Genomic DNA, 20,226 nt, shown 5'->3' with positions numbered 1-20,226 from the left:
GTCCCTAAAATAAGTAGGAATTTATAGTCTTGTACTTTAACGAAGTGACTCTGTTTAACCGGTGACAGGAAAATGACAAAACTGTCATTTTCCTAATAACAGATTGCTATCCGATCCCGCTTCCCTAGAATTGAAAGTCCGCACAACCAGTGCGAGAAGGAGAATGCGATGAAGGTTTTGATAGTCGAAGATGAGAAAAAAACCGGTGAATACCTGACCAAAGGCCTGACGGAAGCGGGTTTTGTCGTGGATTTAGCGGATAACGGCCTGAACGGGTATCACCTGGCGATGACCGGCGATTACGACCTGCTCATACTCGACATCATGCTGCCGGATGTAAACGGCTGGGATATCGTGCGGATGCTGCGTTCCGCCAACAAAGGAATGCCCATTCTTCTCCTCACCGCACTGGGTACCATTGAGCATCGGGTTAAAGGTCTGGAATTGGGTGCTGATGATTACCTGGTTAAACCGTTTGCCTTCGCCGAACTGCTGGCTCGGGTCAGAACGCTGCTGCGCCGGGGCGCTGCGGTGATTGTCGAAAGCCAGTTTCAGGTCGCGGATTTAATGGTCGATCTGGTCAGCAGAAAAGTCACCCGCAGCGGTACGCGCATCACCCTGACCAGCAAAGAGTTTACGCTGCTTGAGTTTTTCCTGCGCCATCAGGGGGAAGTTTTACCCCGCTCACTGATCGCCTCCCAGGTCTGGGATATGAATTTTGACAGCGATACTAATGCTATCGACGTCGCTGTTAAGCGTCTGCGCGCCAAAATTGATAACGATTTTGAGCCGAAACTGATTCAGACCGTGCGCGGTGTGGGATATATGCTTGAGGTTCCTGATGACCAGTAAACGATGGCGGCGCCCTTTTTCACTGGCGACACGACTGACCTTTTTTATCAGCCTGGCGACAATTGCTTCATTTTTCGCCTTTGCATGGATAATGATCCACTCCGTGAAAGTCCACTTCGCCGAGCAGGACATCAACGATTTACAAGAGATTAGCGCCACGCTGGAGAGGATTATTAACCAACCCAACGAGCCAGAATCACGCCGCCTGGAAACGCTAAAAAATGTGGTGGAGGGTTATTCGAACGTCATTATTTCTCTGGAAGATAGCAACCAGAAGGCCATTTTCCATTCGCCCAATGCGCCGGATCTTCGGCAGTTTATCGCCAGTGCAAGGCCCGATAAAAATGCTCATGCCAGCGATGTTTTTATTATCTCAGGCCCCACACTGCAAACCTCCAAACATATCCACGGACAGAAAACATCGTCTAACTGGCGAATGATTTGCCTGCCGGTAGGACAACTTGCCGATGGAAAACCAGCGTATACGCTGTATCTGGCGTTATCGATCGACTTTCACCTGCACTATATTAACGATCTGAAAAACAAGCTGATTATGACGGCATCGCTGATTAGCATGATGATTGTTTTTATCGTACTGTTCGCCGTATACAAAGGTCATGAACCGATCCGTAATGTTAGTCGTCGCATCCAAAATATCACCTCAAAAGATCTCGATGTTCGTCTCGATCCGCAGGCGGTTCCTATTGAACTGGAACAACTGGTGAGTTCGTTTAATCACATGCTCGAACGCATCGAGGACGTATTTAAACGTCAGTCGAACTTCTCGGCGGATATTGCCCATGAGATCCGCACGCCGATAACCAACCTCGTCACCCAAACGGAAATTGCGCTCAGCCAGACCCGCAGCCAAAAAGAACTCGAAGACGTGCTGTATTCCAATCTCGAAGAGTTTGGCCGTATGTCGAAAATGGTGAGTGATATGCTGTTTCTGGCGCAGGCGGATAACAATCAGCTGATCCCAGAAAAAAAAGCGCTCAATCTGGCTGATGAGGTCGGTAAAGTGTTCGACTTTTTCGAAGCCTGGGCAGAAGAGCGTGAGGTTGGTTTACGGTTTGAAGGACGCGCATGCTGGGTTTCAGGCGACCCATTAATGTTACGCAGGGCAATGAGTAACCTGCTGTCAAATGCCATGCGCTATACGCCAAAAGGCGAGTCGGTAACCGTGCGGGTGAAAGAGGCAGATGGCCAGGTGCAGATAGTCGTTGAGAATCCCGGAAACCCCATTCCCCCGCAACATCTTCCGCGACTCTTTGACCGCTTTTATCGAGTGGACCCTTCACGACAGCGTAAGGGCGAAGGCAGCGGCATTGGTCTGGCGATTGTGAAATCGATTGTGACTGCCCATCAAGGAAAAGTCTCGGTGACTTCCGACCCTCATGCCACTCGCTTTATTCTGACGCTGCCCAAGCACGCGATGTAATTTATGGTGATGGCGCTTATACCCGTCATCACCTGTTGTCTGACACAACCGTCATAATCCTGTCACGCCACTGACAGCCCCTATTAATTATACTTTCTTCCGTAAACCCAAACAGGAGAAATATGATGAATAAGATGTCCTCTTTTTTAGCTATCGCGTTTTTTATTTCAGCTGGCGTTAATGCGGCAGAAACACCCAAAATGCATCAGCAGGCCGCAATGGCTCATGAAATTATGAATAACAGCGATGCCCCTGCACATCAACAAATGGCACAAGCACATGCCGCGCAAGCAAATAATTCATCGTCAACATCAACCAATGCGAAATCATTTTCACAAATGAATGAACATGAAAAAGCGATGGTTGTTCACCAATCGGTAAACAACGGCCATTCATTTGCTCATGAGGTACAGGCCGAGCAGCACCGCGCGCAGATTTCCACTCAGGGGTAAAGACGAACTATATTGACAACGACATCCATAAATACGCGAAGTTTGAATATTGTGGACTATTCTCCCCACGCGGGCCTGTTTATATACAAGCCCGCGACCTACTTCATCGTTAATGTCAATATTAATAATTCATTAAATCCTTCTTCTAAAAGTAAATACATCTTAGTTCTCTACCCGGATTGTATAAAATAAGTAAATAAACAGCTTATTATGTTGCGTATTACAGCATTGATCACCCCACCCTAATTATAAATTAGGATTCCCCCTGGTATGCTTCATTAATATTTAATGGGAGACTGCCGTCGTCGTAAACATGACAATCCAAAAGTTCGCATTCCTATAAATAAATTTAATGATGATAGTGAGTAAAAAAATGAATAAACGTCTGTTAACCCTCCTGGTCCTTGGTCTGACAACTGCCACAACAGCATGTGCAATTACCCCGGCAATGCAGAAAAAGTATGAACGTTCAGGTTGTACGCAGATGAGTGAACTCAATGGCTGCGATGTGAATAAATCCTATCAGTGGAACCGCGATCATGGCTTTATTGAGAACAGCAACGGCCAGCAGAATCGTCATCATCATGGTGAAAAACAGCAAAATACCGCAGACCGGGATAACCACGATAATGCCGGTATTGATGGCAAATTCAGCGGAAATTACGTAGCCAAATTTGCCAATGGTCAACGCAGCGTTGATATTCACGTGGAAGATTCCGGCGTTTACGTCAATGGTAATGAAGTGCGTGACGTAAATACCTATAAGGATACGATGACCTTCCGTGTCGGCTATGCCACCTATACGATTAAAACAAATGGTCACGGTAGCTGGAATGACAGCGATGCAGGAAACGCAGGCAAAATTGTGCGTGAATGACGGATAACGTTAAAGAGCGCTGCGATCACAGCGCTCTCAAAACCGATGCATTACAATATGCCGTTTTAATACGGGAGTCAGGCATGGCTTTAACCCTCACGGTGCTGCTTGAAAACCGACGCGCTGCTGGCGCTGGAAAATCATTACTGGCCAAGCCTGGATTAAGTCTGTTAGTTCAGGATGAAACAACCACAATATTGTTTGATACCGGGCCGGATGGCAGCTTCATGCACAACGCTACGCAAATGGGCGTAGACCTGACCCAATTAACCGCCGTAGTACTTTCGCACGGTCATTATGATCACTGCGGCGGCGTGCCGTGGCTTGCGGATAACAGCCGTATCATTTGCCATCCTCAACTGGCCTGCGAGCGTTACGCATCGATAACGGTTGCGGGAATACCACGAAAAATTAAAAAACTCTCGCGAGATAACAACTACTCTCGATTCATAATGGAATACACCCGCGAGCCGCTGGCTATCAGCGATCGCTTTTTGTGGTCCGGGGAAATTAGCGTCCCCACGCCACAGTCCTATGGTGTGATTAGCGAGAAAACACTCCAACCAGATTACATCAGTGACGAAGGCGTATTGATCTATAAATCTGAACGCGGGTTAGTCATCATTACCGGTTGCGGGCATCGGGGAATAGAGAACATCGTACGCCATTGCCAGAAAATCACCGGGGTTAACCAAATTTATGCCCTCGTCGGTGGGTTCCATTTACGTGCAGCCTCCCCCGCTAAGCTATGGCGAACCCGACAATTTATTAAGCAACAACAACCCGAAAAACTGCTCGGCTGTCATTGCACCGGTTCATGGGGTCGATTGTGGCTACCGGGAACTGACGCCCCGGCAACGGGAGATGTAATTGTGCTGGCAGAGTAACGACAGTCAACGTTGCCAATGCAGCAATAAAAAACGGGAACCTTGCGGCTCCCGTTTATCAGCCTTTATTACATAGTGACAATGGCTGGCTCATCAAAGACGGTGAGTTTTGGCGCTTCACCGGTGAATTTTTCTGCGTATACCAGGCTGGTATTCCCTGCACAGCCATTCGCCAGCCGTGAGGTTGGGATATCCGCCGTCAGCACGTTCGCACCGCCATTTTTACAGATACCGTTTTCAATATCCGGCCAGGCACCTTCATGGATACAGATGATGCCCGGTTTGATGCCGTCGCTGACGTGCGCTCCTACCAAAACCTGTCCGCGCGCATTCCATACGCGGACCAGATCGCCCTCGGCAATCCCTCTGGCTTTCGCGTCATCCGGATGAATCGTCACTGGTTCACGATTGGCAATCGCGTACTCTTTACGCAGCGACGCGTAGTTCAGCTGGCTGTGCAGACGATGTGCCGGGTGCGCAGTCAGTAGCTGCAGCTGATCTTTATCCGCCGTTCCTTTCCATTCATCCGGTTCAATCCAGGACGCATGCGGCGGACAGTCTTTATACTGATAGCCTTCAATCGTTTTCGAATAGATTTCTATCTTGCCGCTCGGCGTTCCGAGTGCGTTCATCACCGGATCGCTGCGAAAATCCGCGTAGCGCACATATTTGTTATTCTTTTCATTCTCACGCATTTCGATCAGTTTATTCTGCTGCCAGAATGCGTTGAACTGAGGCATTGCAACACGTTGGGCGCGGGCGGCTTTTTGTGCGACGTCATAGAACTGCTTCAGCCACGCCATTTCGTCTTTGCCTTCGGTGTAGACAGCTTTCCCCCCCGGCTTGATCATCTCGGCCAGATCGGCAAATACATCAAAGTCACTACGCGCTTCAAACTGCGGCTCAATGACCTGCTTCATCGGCACCAAATGCTGGTTACTGTAATCACCGGTCATGGTCAGATCGTTACGCTCAAACGAGGTGGTGATTGGCAGAACGATATCGGCGTGTTTGGCCGCTGCGGTCCAGTAGCACTCAGAGATGACAACCAGCTCAGGCTTCTGCCAGGCTTTGATTAAGCGGTTGGTATCCTGATGATGGGTAAAGTTAGCGCCGCCCGCCCACCAGATCATTTTGATATCCGGGAAGGTTTGCTCTTTACCGTTATGTTGATATTTGCCGCCTGGGTTTTCCAGCGCCTCGACAATTCGCGCTACCGGCAGGCTGGTCACCGCATCGGAAACCGCCCAGTCATTACCTGCCGATGACCCACCCTCAATTTTGGCGGAGATCGCCGGTAAGACCCCACCGGTGCGCGTTGGGTTACCGCCGTTGGAATAGTGATAAGAGAACCCGAAGCCGCCGCCTTCGGTACCAATTTGCCCCAGCATCGCCGCCAGAGTCACCAGCATCCAGTGTTTTTGCTCACCGTATTGCTGGCGCTGAATCCCCCAACCTGCCATGAGCATGGTTTTGTTGCTGGAGAAAATTTCCGCCAGCTTTTCCAGTTGCTCAGCAGGCACGCCACACACGCCAGATGCCCACTCGGCGGTTTTCTCTACTTTATCGCTCTTGCCGAGCAGGTACTCTTCAAACTGCGGATATCCGGTGGTGTATTTTTCCAGGAAGGCTTTGTCGTGAAGGTTTTTCTTCACCAGCGTATGGGCTATCCCTAACATCATTGCCACATCGGTCCCCATATGTGGCGCAATCCAGGTCGCGTTATCACCAAAGAACTCGATAGTTTCAGAACGCATCGGATCGATGGCGATGACGCTTTTCCCTGATTTCTTCAGCAGATTAAAGTATTCAATCCCTTGTTCATCCGTGCTGCTCCAGGCAATCTTAAGGGTGTTGAGCGGATTCATCCCCCACAGCACCACGACCTGACTGTGCTCAAGCACCATCGGCCAGGTGGTTTGCTGCTCATAAACCTCAACCGATCCCACAACGTATGGCATGATCACCTGCGCGGCACCGGTTGAATAATCTCCGGTATGCCCGGCGTAGCCACCAGCCATGCTCATATAACGTTGCAGTAAGGTTTGCGCCTTATGCAGAACGCCGCTGGATCGCCAGCCATAAGAACCGGCAAATATCGAAGCGGGACCATAGCTGCTGCGGATCCGGCTGTGCTGTTCATGAATGAGCTTCAGCGCTTGCTCCCAGCTAACCCGCACGAAAGGATCGTTACCGCGTTTGCCATCCGCTTTACCCGGGTTTTCCAGATAGCTTTTGCGCACCATCGGATACTTAACGCGGATATTGGTATGAACCTGATCTGGCGCGGTTTGCTGTAATGAGTTCGGCACCGTTTTCGGCAACGCACCTTTTGAGGAAACCACTTTTCCGTCTTTTACTTCCACGTATACCGCACCCCAACGTGCTGCCGTCAGGATTGCCCCGCCATTCTGGCCTTCGGCCCAGGCTGGCATTGGGATCACCGAAGAAATCGCCATTGTCCCGGTTGCCGCGCCAGCCGTCTTAATAAAGTCACGTCTTGTGAGTTTCATGATTTCTCCTGATTGATCGCTTATTTATTCATGTCTTTAGCGTTGTACTGGAAGTAACGGCTCAGGATATCCAGTTCGGTTTCACTGATATTGGTGCGAGCCCCCATCCCTTTGGCTACTGAAGGCCAGGCGTTGAGCGTGAAATGATTCGCCGGAATTGGCGCATGACAGCCTGCGCAGTACACATTGTCGAGTTTGCGCGCGTAATCCCACATAGGTTCACGGCTGGCGAGAGCGGAACCACTCCATTCCCCTTGCAGCACGACATCTCGCCACGCATTGCCGTAATCATCCTTTTTCCAGTCGGAGAGGATCTTCAGCGACTGTTGACCTTTTTCACTCAGGCTGGCGAGAATCAAACGCTGCCCTGCTGCGTAGTAAATAACCTGTTCACTTCCTTGCATCTGGCTACCGCGAATCTCGACCAATCGCGTGTTGTCCGTTGTTTTCAGGACCTGCATTTTGGTTGCCGGGTAAACGGTTCCCAGATCGCCCAACGCGGTGTTGCTTACAGCATAAAGTTCAGTTGCTGAAGCTGGGGTGGAGGCTGACTGCGCTTCAAGCCCTTTAAGCGCGCTGTCATCCATTTTTATTTCAGGTGGGAAATGGGCGACGCCTTTATGGCAATCAATACAGGTTTGCTTTTCCGCGATGCCCATTTTGTGCATCTTCTGAGCATCCGCGCTTTGTGCGGCAAGATCCATGGCGTCCATACTGTGGCAGCTACGGCAGGTCGCAGAATCATTAGCCTTGAGCTGTGCCCAAACGGTTTGCGCCATCTCCAGACGGTGTTCTTCAAATTTTTCCGGGGTATCGATTTTTTTGGTTATGAACTGATGATAAACATCTTTTGAGGCCCGCAGCTTAGCCACCAGAAAATCCAGACCGCCCTCCGGGATATGACAGTCCGCGCATTCTGCGCGAATGCCTTTCTGATTCTGGAAGTGAACCGAGCCGGTATATTCCTCATAAGGTGCCTGCATCGTATGGCACGACAAACAAAATTCCGTGCTCGAGGTTTTGTGCAATGTCCATTGCCCAGCCAACACAATAATAGCCCCAAGAGCAATGCACAGCAGCATCGTCCATAGGATAGTTTTATTTATTTTTCTCATCTTTTATTTCCATCAGGCAAATACCCTTTTAGGGGTAGACAATAAATATACTAAAGCAGCTACTTATTGATATTCATCAAGCGAAGAGAGAAATAAGAATCAGCTAACGGGTAAGTTTGAAGGGGCTCGCATAATTAATGAGAACGAAATGTAAATATCAAATTCCGTTTAAAATCAGAATTTTAATCTCAATCTACGGTTTAATTAACTATTAATTATGGAAATATAAGAATAAAAATCCAATGATTACTGAGGTGCGTTAAAATTCATCCCTTAGCGACACTCGTTATATAATAAAATATACAATGAAAAGACATGAAAATGAATCCTTTTCTATTTCGAGATGACAAGCATTTACGAAGAGACTTCCCTTTTAGTTTTTGCTCAGATATATATTCACGATAAGACTTGCGGCGCACACCTTTCATTGACGTACATTTTATGCATGCAATCTTGATCTGGTCACTTATTATACAGAGACGACTTTCGCTACACTCAGAGTAGAGGTAAACAAACAGGAGGTAGTGAATATGTATCGCTCAATTCTGGTGCCCATTGATATCTCTGAAACCGATTTAACTCGTCATGTTGTTCCGCAGGTCCAGGCGCATGCCAAAACCGCGAAGGTTCACTTTTTAGCCGTTATTCCTACCGTTCCGTTCTATGCCTCGCTGGGGCTGGCCTACTCTACCGAATTTCCGGACAGAAGTGGTTTGCAGGCCAAGGCCAGCGAAAAACTCGAAGAGATTATTAAGCAGTTCAATATTCCTGCGGGCAGGAGTCAGACTCACGTCGTTTACGGCCCACCAAAAGATCAGATCCTCAAGGTGGCGGAAGCGGTGGACGCCGAGCTTATTGTCATTGCCTCACATAAGCCCGGTTTTAGCACGTATTTGCTGGGGTCAACGGCGGCAGCCGTAGTCCGCCACGCGAAATGCCCGGTGCTGGTTGTGCGGTGATAGGGTTAAAACGGGAGCGAATGTGCTCCCGTTTTTTGTGGCTTAGGCCATCACTCAGTTCTGATGATCCAGTCTGACCAATGCCAGTAACAACTGGCTCAACGCACCGTAGAAACCAAAGTCATCATACTGGCGGCATTGGGTGGTGAATTCCGGTAACCAGCGTAACAGCCCTGCCAGCGTTTCTCTGCGCAACGCATCAATACGCTGACGGCTAACCCCTGGCTCACCAAGAGAAAAATGCAGATGGCTCAGCAGTTCGATAAAAATCGCCAGATGATCGGCTGATTCGCTAAACGTATCGCTTACCTGCATGCCCGCATCAGATAACAGTTGTTTAATGACCCCGTAGTTTGGCCCTTCTTCAAGATGAGCCGATGCGTAGGGTAACGCTGCGTGTTTATCCGACATCAGGAACAGGCTGCAAAAATCAGCCGCCAGTTCCAGAGTAGCGTCTTCACGGACCTTGAGCGCGGCAATTTTCGCTTCCAGTTGAAGAACCTGCGCCTCAAGCAGCGACTCGCCTTTGAGCACCGCGAACCACTCAGCCATTTCGCTGGACTGCAATTGCGCTAATCCTTCACCGTCACGCTCCTGGGAAAACATTTGCGCCAGCCAGGCATAAACGCAGGCCATCTGTTCTGTTGTCAGGGAGGTGTCTTTTATCATGACTTCACCTGCTCAGCCGGGACATATTCACACTGCGCCACCATTTTTATCGGGCCGCTGAACGCCGTCACGTTATCCACCTTACCGGCATATTTCTCAATTTCCACCAGCGTAGTATGCGCACTGGTCGCCTGCGCCAGCTGAGACGTGCCGATATCCAGGGTTAACACGTTCGGATTGCCATATTTACACAGCGCTCCGATTTCTCCACCGTTATCAGGATCGTACCAGGCACCTTCATGGATGCGCGCCACGCCCGGCGAGTAGAGATCGGAGACAACCGCGCCGGCCAGCACTTGTCCACGCGCGTTAAATACACGAACTATATCGCCGTTGCGGATCCCCCTGGCGCTGGCATCCTGCGGATTAATAAACACCGGCTCTTTGCCACCTACCGCGTAATGCTTACGCAGCGCTTCGGACTCGCAGAGCTGTGAATGCAAACGGAAATCCGGGTGGACGGATTGCAGATGCAGCGGCCAACGTTGCGATCCAGGCCCACCGTGTGAACGTTCGATTTTCTCAAACCACATCGGATGTCCCTGGCAATCGTCATATTGCATATCGGCAATAGTTTTCGAATAGATCTCGATCAAACCGCTCGGCGTCCCCAGAGGTTCAAGGTCAGGATCTTCGCGGAAGGCCTGATGGCGGACAAACATCTGCGGATGTTCGAATTCAACGTACTCTTGCTGATTCCAGAAAACGTCGAAAGCCGGAAGATGAACACCGCGTCCCTTCCCTTGCTGGCTTCCTTCCTGCCAGATGCGCTTCAACCAGCCCATCTCATCCAGCCCTTCTGTGAACGCTTCTTCACGGTTAAAGCGGCGGCAAAGATCGCGGAAAATATCGAAATCATTACGCGCTTCAAACTGCGGCTGCACCAGCTGCTTCATAGCGATAATGCCGCGGTTGGAGTGGTTGCCATACTGGTCAAGATCGTTACGTTCAAACTGGGTCGTCGCCGGCAATACGATATCGGCGAATCGACAGGTCGACGTCCACTGATTGTCGATGGCGATAACGGTTTCCAGCTTACGCCAGCCCTCAATAATACGGTTGATCTGCTGGTGACGATGGAACGGGTTGGTCCCGGCAAAAACGCACATCTTCAACGGTGGCAGTTTGACGGTTTTACCGTTCCAGTTAATGCTCTTGCCCGGCTCCAGAATCGCATCGATAAAACGCGCGATCGGGATGGTACTGCTGTAGCCCTTATAATCGGTACTGTCATGTACCGGTGGAACGGTGGTGGAACCAGAAAATCCGCTCAGGATAACGCCTTTACGCCCTGGGGTGCCCGCGCCGTTGTAGTGCCAGCCAAAGCCAAATCCTCCCCCGGGTAAGCCAATTTGCCCAAGCATTGAGGCCAGCACCACGATCATCCACGCCCACTGTTCCCCGTGCTGCATACGCTGCACGCACCAGCCGGCAATAATTTGCGTTCTGCCGCCCGCCATCTGCCGTGCCAGTTCACGGATTGTCTCAGCATCAATCCCGCAGATTTTTTCCGCCCACTGGGCATCTTTAGGCTGTCCGTCACTTTCTCCCAGCAGATAAGGCAGAAATTGCTCAAACCCAACGCAGTAGTTCTCGAGGAAATGCTTATCGTAGAGCTTCTCGGTATACAGCGTGTGTGCCAGCGCCAGCTGTAGCGGTACATCAGCCTGCGGATTCACGGCGATGTGCTTAACCTTGTCGCGGCCCAGGTAGTCATGAGTCGAGGTGACGACCGGGTCAACGCTGATGACCGAAATCTCGCCCCGTGCCACTTTTTCCTTCAGTTGCTCGTAGTATTCGTAGACATCATGATCCGGACACCACCAGTTCGCCTGCTGGTTTTTGATGAGATCAGAACCCCACAGCACAATGGTTTTGCTGTTTTCGAGTACCAGTGGCCAGGAGGTTTGCTGCTCATAGACCTCCATTGATCCCACCACACGTGGCAGAATGACCTGAGCGGCACCGGTGGAATAGTCGCCCCCCGTACTCACGCTGTTGCCATGCAGCGCAATGGCACGCGCCAGCATCCCGGAAGCATTGTGGAACATCCCGGTCGATTGCCAGCCGCTGGCCGTTAGCAGCGCGCTCGGACCATAAGTCTTCTGAATGCGCTCCAGTTCCTGATAGAAGAAATCCAGCGCTTCATCCCACGAAACGCGCACAAAGCGGTTATCTCCACGTTGCGAGGTATCGCTCTGATGGCGTTTACGCAACCAGTCCACGCGGACCATCGGGTAGCGAATACGCGCTCCACCATGTACGTGATCCGGGAGTCCGGCGATCATTTTTGACGGGTATTTATCGCGCTCGAACGGCCTGGCCTCAATGAAACGACCGTCAACCACGGTGGCACGAATGGCCCCCCAGTGAGAACCGGTCAGAATCCCCTCTTTGACGCCTGCCCCCTGCACCTCTGCGGCATTAGCGCTACGCGGCGTGAGCAGCGAAGGCCCTAACATACCTGCTACGGTCAAGCCGCCCAGTTGCAGCAAAAAACGTCGGCGCGATGCCTGAAAGAGATCGTTATTTTTCATTGCTTTCTCCCTTATCGCCATGCGGCTTATCCGTAGTGTCAGAGGCATTCATTTGCAGATATTTCAGCAAGGTACGTTCTTCACGTTTATCCAGACTGGTAAATCCAATCATGCCGTTCAACGTGCCAATCCAACCGTTAGCATCAAAGTGTTCTTTCTCTGGTGCGCCGTGGCATTGGTTACAGGTTCCGTTATAGAGTGAGTCGGCATAAGCCCAGATCGGTTTGATGTCGTTGACCATATCGCCCTTCTGCATCCAGGCAGTGGCCTGCAATTTACTCCATGGCGTATTCGTTTCCGCAACGGTGGTTTGCTCCAGCGTCTTCACGTGCTGCTGGATATCGCCACGAATGGAAGCCACAAAAATGCGCTTGCCCGGCAGTTGCGCCAACACGCGCTGACGCCCATTACTCTCGGTCCAGCCGACAATTTCAATTTGCAGCCAGTCACCATCACGCTTTAACACTTTCACTTCAGAAGCGGGCAGCAGTGAGCCTGCAGGTTCTTTATCACCTTTGGCGGCATAAATAGGTTTGATGTCCAGAGAGTAGAGCGTCTCGCCATCATCGTTCGCCCTGGCGCGTAACTCATCAAACTGCTTGCGGAAACCGCTGCTCATATCGGGAAGCTGGTGTGCAATACCTTTATGGCAGTCGATACAGGATTGGTTGTCCTTGGCCGCAATCTTCATCTGGCGCGCAGCTTCAGGATGTTGTTTAGCGTGGTCCATCGCATCATAGTCATGACAAGAACGACAGGTCGCGGAATTGTTCTCCTTCATTCGCGCCCATTCGCGTTCCGCCAGCTCAGCGCGTTTGGCTTCGAATTTCTCTGGAGTATCAATAGAGTGGGCAACAAAGGTTTGGTAAATATCGTTGCTGGCCTCCAGCTTACGTTTCACCATGCCTGGAATATCGGATGGAATGTGGCAGTCATGACATTCTGCGCGTACCCCGGAGGCATTCTGAAAATGTGCAGACTGTTTATATTCTTCGTAAACCGGCTGCATACTGTGGCAGCTCACGCAAAACTCGGTAGAACTGGTTAATTTAATACCAACGTGCGGCAAGACGATCAGCGCAATACCGACCACAATCCCGATAACGACCAGCGCCAACACTGACCAACGTGCGCTCGGTCTGAGCAGCGCCCTCCATAGTTTCCGCATAATAGCCCCTGTAATCTTATGGTTTAGTTACAGAGGATCTTATTTCTCAAATGTGAACAGTAACACTGGTCAGGATGAATGGCTTACGGCACAATGTGAACAGATATGAACAGAAAGAGAACGCCATCAGGATGCCGCATCACATTGTCATTGTTGAAGATGAACCGGTCACCCAGGCACGGTTACAGGCTTATTTTGAACAGGAAGGTTATCATGTCTCTGTCACCGCCAGCGGAGCTGGTCTGCGTGAAATCATGTCACAACATCCTGTCGATCTCATTCTGTTGGATATCAACCTCCCGGACGAAAATGGCTTAATGCTGACCCGCGCCCTGCGCGAACGCTCAACGGTGGGGATAATTCTGGTGACAGGTCGTAGCGATCAAATTGACCGGATCGTTGGCCTGGAAATGGGCGCTGATGATTATGTCACCAAGCCGCTGGAGCTACGTGAACTGGTGGTTCGGGTTAAAAATTTGCTCTGGCGTATCGATCTTGCCCGCCAGGCACAGCCGGAGACCAAAGATAACTGCTATCAGTTTGCCGGATACTGTCTGAATGTCTCCCGGCATACCCTGGAGCTGGGCGATGAGACGATCAAACTCACCCGCGCCGAGTATGAAATGCTGGTCGCCTTTGTCACCAATCCGGGGGAAATTCTCAGCCGCGAACGTTTACTGCGTATGCTTTCGGCACGACGGGTAGACAATCCAGACTTACGCACCGTGGATGTATTGATCCGCCGTTTGCGCCACAAGCTACGGGCTGATTTACTGGTGACACAGCACGGCGAAGGTTATTTTTTAGCGGCCGACGTGTACTGATACAGATAAACCGGACGGAACCCGCCGGGAGACAGCGAGCGCTGAACATGCTCGCTGTCGGCATTTTTCGGGGTGAGCACCAGGATAGGCGGGCTGATATTTTCCGGTGCCGGTTGCCCTTGTAATACTCTGATAGCCTGTTGAATCGCCAGTTCACCTTGCCAGACCATTTGATCGCTGGCAGCCATAATGATTCTTTCGCGTTTGAGTCCACGATATACCTGATGCGACAGGTAAAAAGAGACCACGGTTAGCGGCGTCCCCGGATTCCGCTTCTCTCCCATCGCCGCTTCCGCAGCAATTGCCGTACCGGCAACCACATCGACATCCGGGTGACGTTCAAGCATCTCCTGTAACAGGTTGCGCTGAACTTCAATATCATTATCCCCCAACGCCACATCCACGATGTGCACCTGACTACCGGCAATCGCCTGACGGAATCCTGCCACCATTTCGCGGCTGCCTCCGGCGTCATCAGGTCCTGGCAATAGCAGAACCTTTAACGGTTTGCCACTGCTCCACTTGACCAGATAGCGACCCGGCTGATACCCCATCTGGAACCACGGAACGCCGACCCGTGCTTTCACCGTCGGATCGTGTATCGCATTCACTACCTCAATTACCGGCAACGCGCCTACCTGCGCGGAAAGATCCGGGAAGGTCGTCGTGCTACTACCCAGCAATATGGCATCTGCTCCCCATTGCTGGCACTGGGCTATTTGTGTTTTTTGCGTGGAGAACTGACGATACCCTCCCGCCTCTAACACCTTCAGACTTACTCCGTATTTTCTCGCCGCCTCAAGCATGCCGTAATTCACTGAAAGCCAATAGGAGTCTTTCAGGCTGGGATACAGCGCGCACAGTTTCCAGACTTTGTTTGCAGTAACGTCCGATTGCAGTTCCGGGACTGCCTGCTGCGTATCCTGCCAGCGCAGCAATGCGGCTCCAGCCGCATGACTCAAACCGGGAAAAATCGTGATTAACAGGAAAACCAATACGCGCATGATAGCCTCAACATTGATAAGGCTTTATCCTAGTTGCTTTCCTCTTTTGGACTCAACCTTTTTAAACTGTGGCGACCAGACAGTGAATTTATCTCTGACTAAACGACTGTGGATAGGCTTTGCGCTGATGGCGGCACTGACTCTCATCAGTACGCTGACAGGCTGGTATAACCTGCGTTTTGTCAGCCAGGTTGAGCAGGCCAATACCCAGGCGCTAATTCCAACCATGGATATGGCGCGCCAGCTCAGCGAAGCCAGCGCCTGGGAACTGTTTTCCGCACAAAATCTGACCACCGCAGACAATGAAAATATGTGGCTGGCTCAGGGGAGAATGCTAACCGCCCAGAGCCTGAAAATAACCACATTACTCAAAACTCTTCGTGAACAGGGCTTTGATACTTCTGCCATTGAACAGCAGGAGAAAGAAATCGCCCGGTCGTTAAGTCATCAGGGGGAGATGGTTGGCGAACGCCTGAAATTACGCGAGCAACAGCAACAACTCAGCCAGCAAATTATTGAGGCCACCGCTGACGTTGCTGAAATGGCACGTGGTCAGGCCAGTAATGCCGCCACATCAGCGGGCGCGACACAGGCCAGCATTTACGATTTGATTGAGAGCCATCAGGGACAGGCCGCTGAACACGCGCTGGACAGACTCATCGATATCGATCTGGAATATTATAATCAGATGAATGAACTGCGCCTGAGTGCGCTACGCGTGCAGCAAATGGTCATGAACCTGGGGAATAACCAGGCGCAGAATAACCTCGCTGCGCTGGAAAACCAGTTGAATGCCGCCGTCAGAGTACTTCAGCGCCGACAAATACGTATTGAAGATCCCGTGGTGCGCACTCAGGTGGCCAACACCGTCAATACGATTAGCCGTTATGTTGAGCTGCTGTCCCTGTATCGCCAGGATAATGACATCACGACCCAATTGCAGATCTTATCGCAGAATAATATCGAGCAATTTACCCGTTTCAGTAGCGAAGTCAGCCAGTTGGTGGAAACCATCGGCCAGCGTAATCAAAGTGGACTGGCGCATCTCAAACAGACCAGCCAGCGCGGGCAACACTTGCTGCTGCTGTTAGGTGGCGTGTCATTATGTTTGCTGATTCTTATACTTTGGCGTGTGGTTTATCGCTCAGTCACTCGACCACTGGCACAGCAAACCCAGGCGTTACAGCGTCTGCTGGAGGGGGATATTGACTCCCCATTCCCGGAAACCGCAGGCGTTCGTGAACTGGATACAATCGGGCGGTTGATGGATGCCTTTCGCGGCAGCGTTCACGCCCTCAATAGCCATCGTGAACATCTGGCCGCACAGGTTAAAGCTCGCACCGCCGAGCTGCGTTCTATGGTATCTGAACACCGACAGGCCCGTGCAGAAGCTGAAAAAGCTAACCAGGCAAAATCGGCGTTTCTTGCCGCCATGAGCCATGAAATACGCACCCCGCTGTATGGTATCCTCGGCACTGCGCAGTTGCTCTCAGACAATCCCGTCCTGGCACAACATCGGGAAAATCTACGCGCAATCACCGACTCGGGCGAGTCTTTGCTGACCATCCTCAACGATATCCTGGACTATTCCGCCATCGAAGCCGGTGGAAAAAATGTGGCAATAGGCGATGAGCCTTTTGAACCCAAACCCTTGCTGGAAAGTACGATTCAACTCATGAACAGCCGCGTTGCTGGTCGCCCGGTCGTGCTGGTTGCGGATTTTGCCGATGACGTTCCCGCTTCCCTGCGTGGCGATCCGCGCCGCATCCGGCAAATCATTACTAATTTATTAAACAACGCACTACGCTTTACCGATCGGGGACACATCATCCTGCATAGCCGATGTGAGGGCAAAAACTGGTACATCGAGGTTGAAGATACGGGATGTGGAATTGACCCTGCCCGCCAGCACGATATTTTTCAGCCGTTTGTTCAGGTAAGCAGTAAACGAGGTGGAACCGGACTCGGACTAACCATCAGCGCCAGTCTCGCCCAGGCAATGCAGGGAGAGCTGAGCGTCACCAGCACGCCCGGCGTCGGGAGCTGTTTCCAGCTGCGTCTGCCATTGCGGGCAACCACGATGCCCATCATGAAACCCGCACAACGTTCCATATCGTTACAGGGCTTACGCTTATTGCTTATCGAGGATAATCCCCTTACACAACGTATCAGTACTGAAATGCTCATCCTCAATGGCGCACAGGTTACTGCTGCCAGCAGTGCCGCTGAGGCGCTAAAAATATTGCAGGAAGATACACGCTACGATGCTGCTCTGGTTGATTTCGATCTTCCTGATATCGACGGGATCACGCTGGCACAGCAGTTAGCCCACGACTATCCGGCACTTAGCCTGATCGGCTTTAGCGCGCACGTCATCGACGAAACGCTAAGCCAAAGAACCAGCACCCTGTTCCTTGGCATTATTCAAAAACCAGTCCCCCGGGATGAACTCAGTCGACTTATTACGCATTATCTGCACGGTAGTGCGACTCTCCCGCTTGCATCAGAAAATGACAACAAACGGTTAGATTTTCAGCAGTTGTCTGGAGATATCCAGGTTATGGGATGGCAAAAGGTGCACGAATGGTTAGCGCTCTTTAAGCAACACACTCTTCCTGTATTAGATGAGATTGACGCTGCCCGCGCAGCACATGACGACGAGCGGATAAAACGTCTGACGCATCAGCTAAAAAGCAGCTGCGCCAGCATGGGAATGCGCTCAGCCAGCACGATGTGTGCAGCACTTGAACAGCAGCCGTTGGGTGATTTTTCACTCAGAGAGGAGATCCAACAAAGTCTTTATGAGGTAGAACGTTGGCTGGAAAAAGAAAAATTGTCCCGCGCGTAACGGTACGTTGAAGCTGAGCATAGGGACTGATTTTGAATGGTACGCCCTGTAGGATTCGAACCTACGACCTACGGCTTAGAAGGCCGTTGCTCTATCCAACTGAGCTAAGGGCGCATTGCGAAGTGATTACTTCATGCAGATGAAACGCGTGAATTATACGGTCAGCGCCTGCTGAGTCAATGCCTTTTGTTTCAGTTGCTGGCGAAGTGAACGAATGTTGATTTTTTCTGCTTGTTCAAGGGTATCCAGGAAATCACCTGGTAACAACTCAGCCCACGAAACGCCAGATTTAGGGATACATGTATTTAGAATATTTATGATTTTGCTTAACATTCCCTTACCCCTCCAGCGGTTCAGGAACTCTTTAATGTTAAGTATCGCCATCAAGGAAGAAAACAGTCACTTCGAACATGGACTAAAAATTATCATCTCCCATTTGGCAAATCAGTGGCATCAGGAGATTTGCTTTTTGCCTGTCGAGGATATCGATCGCGCTGACATCGCGTTTATTTCCCTGGATGAAGATTGGCTCAGCGCCGATTGCTATCAGATTCCGGTCCATACCCGCCGCCAACATCGGGTTGTCATCTGCAACAGAAACGATAAAGATAAGCTGATGTTCCGGCCCTGCCTGTACATGTTGCCACTGATCTATCGGGAAGATGACGTTGAGGAAATGACTAAGAAATTAGTCCTCATCCTGCAAAAACGTGCGCTGCGCAACAACGTGCCCGCAACTATCTGCCATTACTGCACCACTCGCAACTTTTCTATCGAAGAACGTCAGTTCTTAATGTTTCTCGCCAGCGGCTATACCTTAGCCGAAACGGCTCACTTGCTCTCGGTAAGCGAAATTCAGGCCAAAGCCACCCGTCGCAGCATTATGAAAAAGCTGCATGTGAAAAACGATCAGCAATTCTTAAGATACATCCGGGCGCATCTGAACTTTCTACAAAATTAGGTGGCATCTCTCTGCCTGATTTTTTATTGAGAAAAATCTCATCACCAATTAAGTATCGACACCTACTGTACCTGGCTTCAGGCTGCCAGAATAATCCTGGCTTACTATTTCCGGGGTAACAGAAAGACACACCCGGTAATATTTTATCTAATCCCATAGAGAGGTTGAACTGGATAAAACGACTTTTTGGGCATTGAGTAAGACATCAGAAAACTTCCGGCAGATTATTCTGATGGGATACGCAATTGCCAGTCTGATGATTGCTGAAGCATTGAAACCCAACAGCACAAGGAAACTCGCCTTTACGCTGGAGAAAATTTGGGTCAGGGATGTTTATAGTCGGCAATTTATCCAGACCTGCCGCAACAGAAATGGAATGGAAAAGGATGCACAGCGCAAAACGCCGGGATCGACATCGCCGTATACGAAACACTAACTGTACCTGGCAATATCCTCACTACACATCACAGGTATTTGACCAACTTGAGTATCTGACGCAAAAACTCGAATACACATTACCGAGTGACACTATATCTCAGGCGATTATTACGACAGATTACTATCTGGCCTATGCGCTGGGTCGACATTTATTTTCAGGAGCACGTACCGCGATCTTCCAGACCATTGAATCGGCCAAAGTCAGCCTGCGAGAGTCGGTAATTAGTCAGTTAGTGGTTGATATGGAAGGTTTAACAATCTCTTATTTTGATGTTCTGGAGTATCTGCGCCAGCTAATTAAACCGCGGAATAACATCCAAATCTTCATATTGCTTTCCCGCCACGATGAAGACCTAATCCCTTTTATTTCTCTGTCCGGTCCATTTTATATCTTGTCACGTAGCCTGCGCCTCCCGGAGATGCGCCGCGCTTTCTTGTCGCCAGTCCTTAGCTATATTCACTCCAGGCACATAAACCAGCTCGATTGGGAGATGGTGGAATTACTTTTACAAGGTAACTCGTTAAAAGAGATTGCTTTGTTACAAGCTCGCCCCTACCACCGTATCATCTATCGCCTGAACCAGCTGATTGCGCGTCTGGGCTTAGGGAAGGTGCGAACAAGTTCCTGATATGAGATCATCATATTCATCCGGAGCGCATCCCAGAGGGACATCATGAGCC

The 20,226-nt window shown here is 50.5% G+C and carries 17 protein-coding genes and 1 tRNA gene; 10 read left to right on the top strand and 8 right to left on the bottom strand.

The features are described from left to right. Window positions 1–168: 168 nt before the first annotated feature. From cusR to OGY37_RS02035, 5 genes are all read left to right on the top strand, one after another. Complete coding sequence (gene cusR, locus OGY37_RS02055) at window positions 169–852, top strand: copper response regulator transcription factor CusR (protein WP_003831137.1); 684 nt, start codon at window positions 169–171, stop codon at window positions 850–852. After that, window positions 842–2,293 (top strand): Cu(+)/Ag(+) sensor histidine kinase, encoded by a 1,452-nt coding sequence (locus OGY37_RS02050; RefSeq protein WP_286619940.1) that lies wholly within the window; start codon window positions 842–844, stop codon window positions 2,291–2,293. Before cusR ends, OGY37_RS02050 begins: the two co-directional genes overlap by 11 nt. Window positions 2,294–2,418: 125 nt before the next feature. Continuing rightward, complete coding sequence (locus OGY37_RS02045) at window positions 2,419–2,745, top strand: PcoE/SilE family metal-binding protein (protein WP_286619990.1); 327 nt, start codon at window positions 2,419–2,421, stop codon at window positions 2,743–2,745. Window positions 2,746–3,118: 373 nt separating this feature from the next. Further along, window positions 3,119–3,622 carry a hypothetical protein gene (locus OGY37_RS02040; protein WP_003831134.1) on the top strand — a complete coding sequence of 168 codons (504 nt, stop codon included), beginning with the start codon at window positions 3,119–3,121 and terminating at the stop codon, window positions 3,620–3,622. An 83-nt stretch (window positions 3,623–3,705) separates the two neighbouring features. Then, on the top strand, window positions 3,706–4,509 hold the full coding sequence (locus tag OGY37_RS02035) for an MBL fold metallo-hydrolase (RefSeq protein ID WP_286619938.1): 804 nt from the start codon (window positions 3,706–3,708) through the stop codon (window positions 4,507–4,509). A gap of 68 nt (window positions 4,510–4,577) precedes the next feature. Here OGY37_RS02035 and OGY37_RS02030 read toward each other — a convergent pair whose 3' ends face one another. Further along, on the bottom strand, window positions 4,578–7,022 hold the full coding sequence (locus OGY37_RS02030; RefSeq protein WP_286619936.1) for a trimethylamine-N-oxide reductase 2: 2,445 nt from the start codon (window positions 7,020–7,022) through the stop codon (window positions 4,578–4,580). Between the two features lie 20 nt (window positions 7,023–7,042). Then, the gene (locus OGY37_RS02025; protein WP_191235683.1) at window positions 7,043–8,137 is read right to left on the bottom strand and encodes a NapC/NirT family cytochrome c; all 1,095 of its coding nucleotides are present in this window, start codon (window positions 8,135–8,137) and stop codon (window positions 7,043–7,045) included. 530 nt (window positions 8,138–8,667) lie between these two features. Between OGY37_RS02025 and uspF the strand changes: the two genes are divergently transcribed. Continuing rightward, the gene (gene uspF, locus OGY37_RS02020) at window positions 8,668–9,096 is read left to right on the top strand and encodes a universal stress protein UspF (RefSeq protein WP_079938314.1); all 429 of its coding nucleotides are present in this window, start codon (window positions 8,668–8,670) and stop codon (window positions 9,094–9,096) included. Window positions 9,097–9,150: 54 nt separating this feature from the next. On the opposite strand, the gene torD is transcribed toward uspF, so the two are convergent. The 3 genes from torD to torC are packed head-to-tail and all read right to left on the bottom strand — an operon-like array spanning window position 9,151 to window position 13,470. Then, window positions 9,151–9,765, bottom strand: coding sequence for a molecular chaperone TorD (gene torD, locus OGY37_RS02015; protein ID WP_286619042.1), 615 nt, complete (start codon window positions 9,763–9,765; stop codon window positions 9,151–9,153). Beyond that, window positions 9,762–12,302, bottom strand: a complete 2,541-nt coding sequence (gene torA, locus OGY37_RS02010; RefSeq protein ID WP_286619044.1) for a trimethylamine-N-oxide reductase TorA — start codon at window positions 12,300–12,302, stop codon at window positions 9,762–9,764. The genes torD and torA overlap by 4 nt, the downstream gene beginning before the upstream one ends. Continuing rightward, on the bottom strand, window positions 12,292–13,470 hold the full coding sequence (gene torC / locus OGY37_RS02005) for a pentaheme c-type cytochrome TorC (RefSeq protein ID WP_003831126.1): 1,179 nt from the start codon (window positions 13,468–13,470) through the stop codon (window positions 12,292–12,294). The genes torA and torC overlap by 11 nt, the downstream gene beginning before the upstream one ends. Window positions 13,471–13,601: 131 nt before the next feature. On the opposite strand from torC, the gene torR reads away from it, so the two are divergent. Continuing rightward, complete coding sequence (torR, locus tag OGY37_RS02000) at window positions 13,602–14,294, top strand: two-component system response regulator TorR (RefSeq protein ID WP_020996565.1); 693 nt, start codon at window positions 13,602–13,604, stop codon at window positions 14,292–14,294. On the opposite strand, the gene torT is transcribed toward torR, so the two are convergent. Then, window positions 14,267–15,298, bottom strand: coding sequence for a TMAO reductase system periplasmic protein TorT (gene torT / locus OGY37_RS01995; protein WP_148362306.1), 1,032 nt, complete (start codon window positions 15,296–15,298; stop codon window positions 14,267–14,269). The two genes, torR and torT, sit on opposite strands and share 28 nt — an antisense overlap. Before the next feature lie 82 nt (window positions 15,299–15,380). Between torT and torS the strand changes: the two genes are divergently transcribed. Next, window positions 15,381–18,146 carry a TMAO reductase system sensor histidine kinase/response regulator TorS gene (gene torS / locus OGY37_RS01990; protein WP_148362307.1) on the top strand — a complete coding sequence of 922 codons (2,766 nt, stop codon included), beginning with the start codon at window positions 15,381–15,383 and terminating at the stop codon, window positions 18,144–18,146. A 37-nt stretch (window positions 18,147–18,183) separates the two neighbouring features. Here the strand turns inward: torS and OGY37_RS01985 are convergent. Continuing rightward, window positions 18,184–18,260: transfer RNA gene (locus OGY37_RS01985), tRNA-Arg, on the bottom strand. Between the two features lie 39 nt (window positions 18,261–18,299). After that, window positions 18,300–18,479 carry a hypothetical protein gene (locus tag OGY37_RS01980; RefSeq protein ID WP_003831122.1) on the bottom strand — a complete coding sequence of 60 codons (180 nt, stop codon included), beginning with the start codon at window positions 18,477–18,479 and terminating at the stop codon, window positions 18,300–18,302. A 34-nt stretch (window positions 18,480–18,513) separates the two neighbouring features. Between OGY37_RS01980 and fimW the strand changes: the two genes are divergently transcribed. Continuing rightward, window positions 18,514–19,107 carry a fimbria biosynthesis transcriptional regulator FimW gene (gene fimW / locus OGY37_RS01975; protein WP_008784010.1) on the top strand — a complete coding sequence of 198 codons (594 nt, stop codon included), beginning with the start codon at window positions 18,514–18,516 and terminating at the stop codon, window positions 19,105–19,107. A gap of 386 nt (window positions 19,108–19,493) precedes the next feature. Then, entirely contained in the window at window positions 19,494–20,174 is a 681-nt protein-coding gene (fimY, locus tag OGY37_RS01970; RefSeq protein ID WP_286619935.1) for a fimbria biosynthesis regulator FimY, read from the top strand. The last annotated feature ends 52 nt before the right edge of the window (window positions 20,175–20,226 follow it).

It is taken from the genome of Citrobacter sp. Cpo030, from assembly GCF_030333005.1.
GTDB lineage: Bacteria > Pseudomonadota > Gammaproteobacteria > Enterobacterales > Enterobacteriaceae > Citrobacter > Citrobacter portucalensis.
Note: the sequence above shows the minus strand (reverse complement) of the source record. Positions and strands in the feature narration are given on the sequence as shown.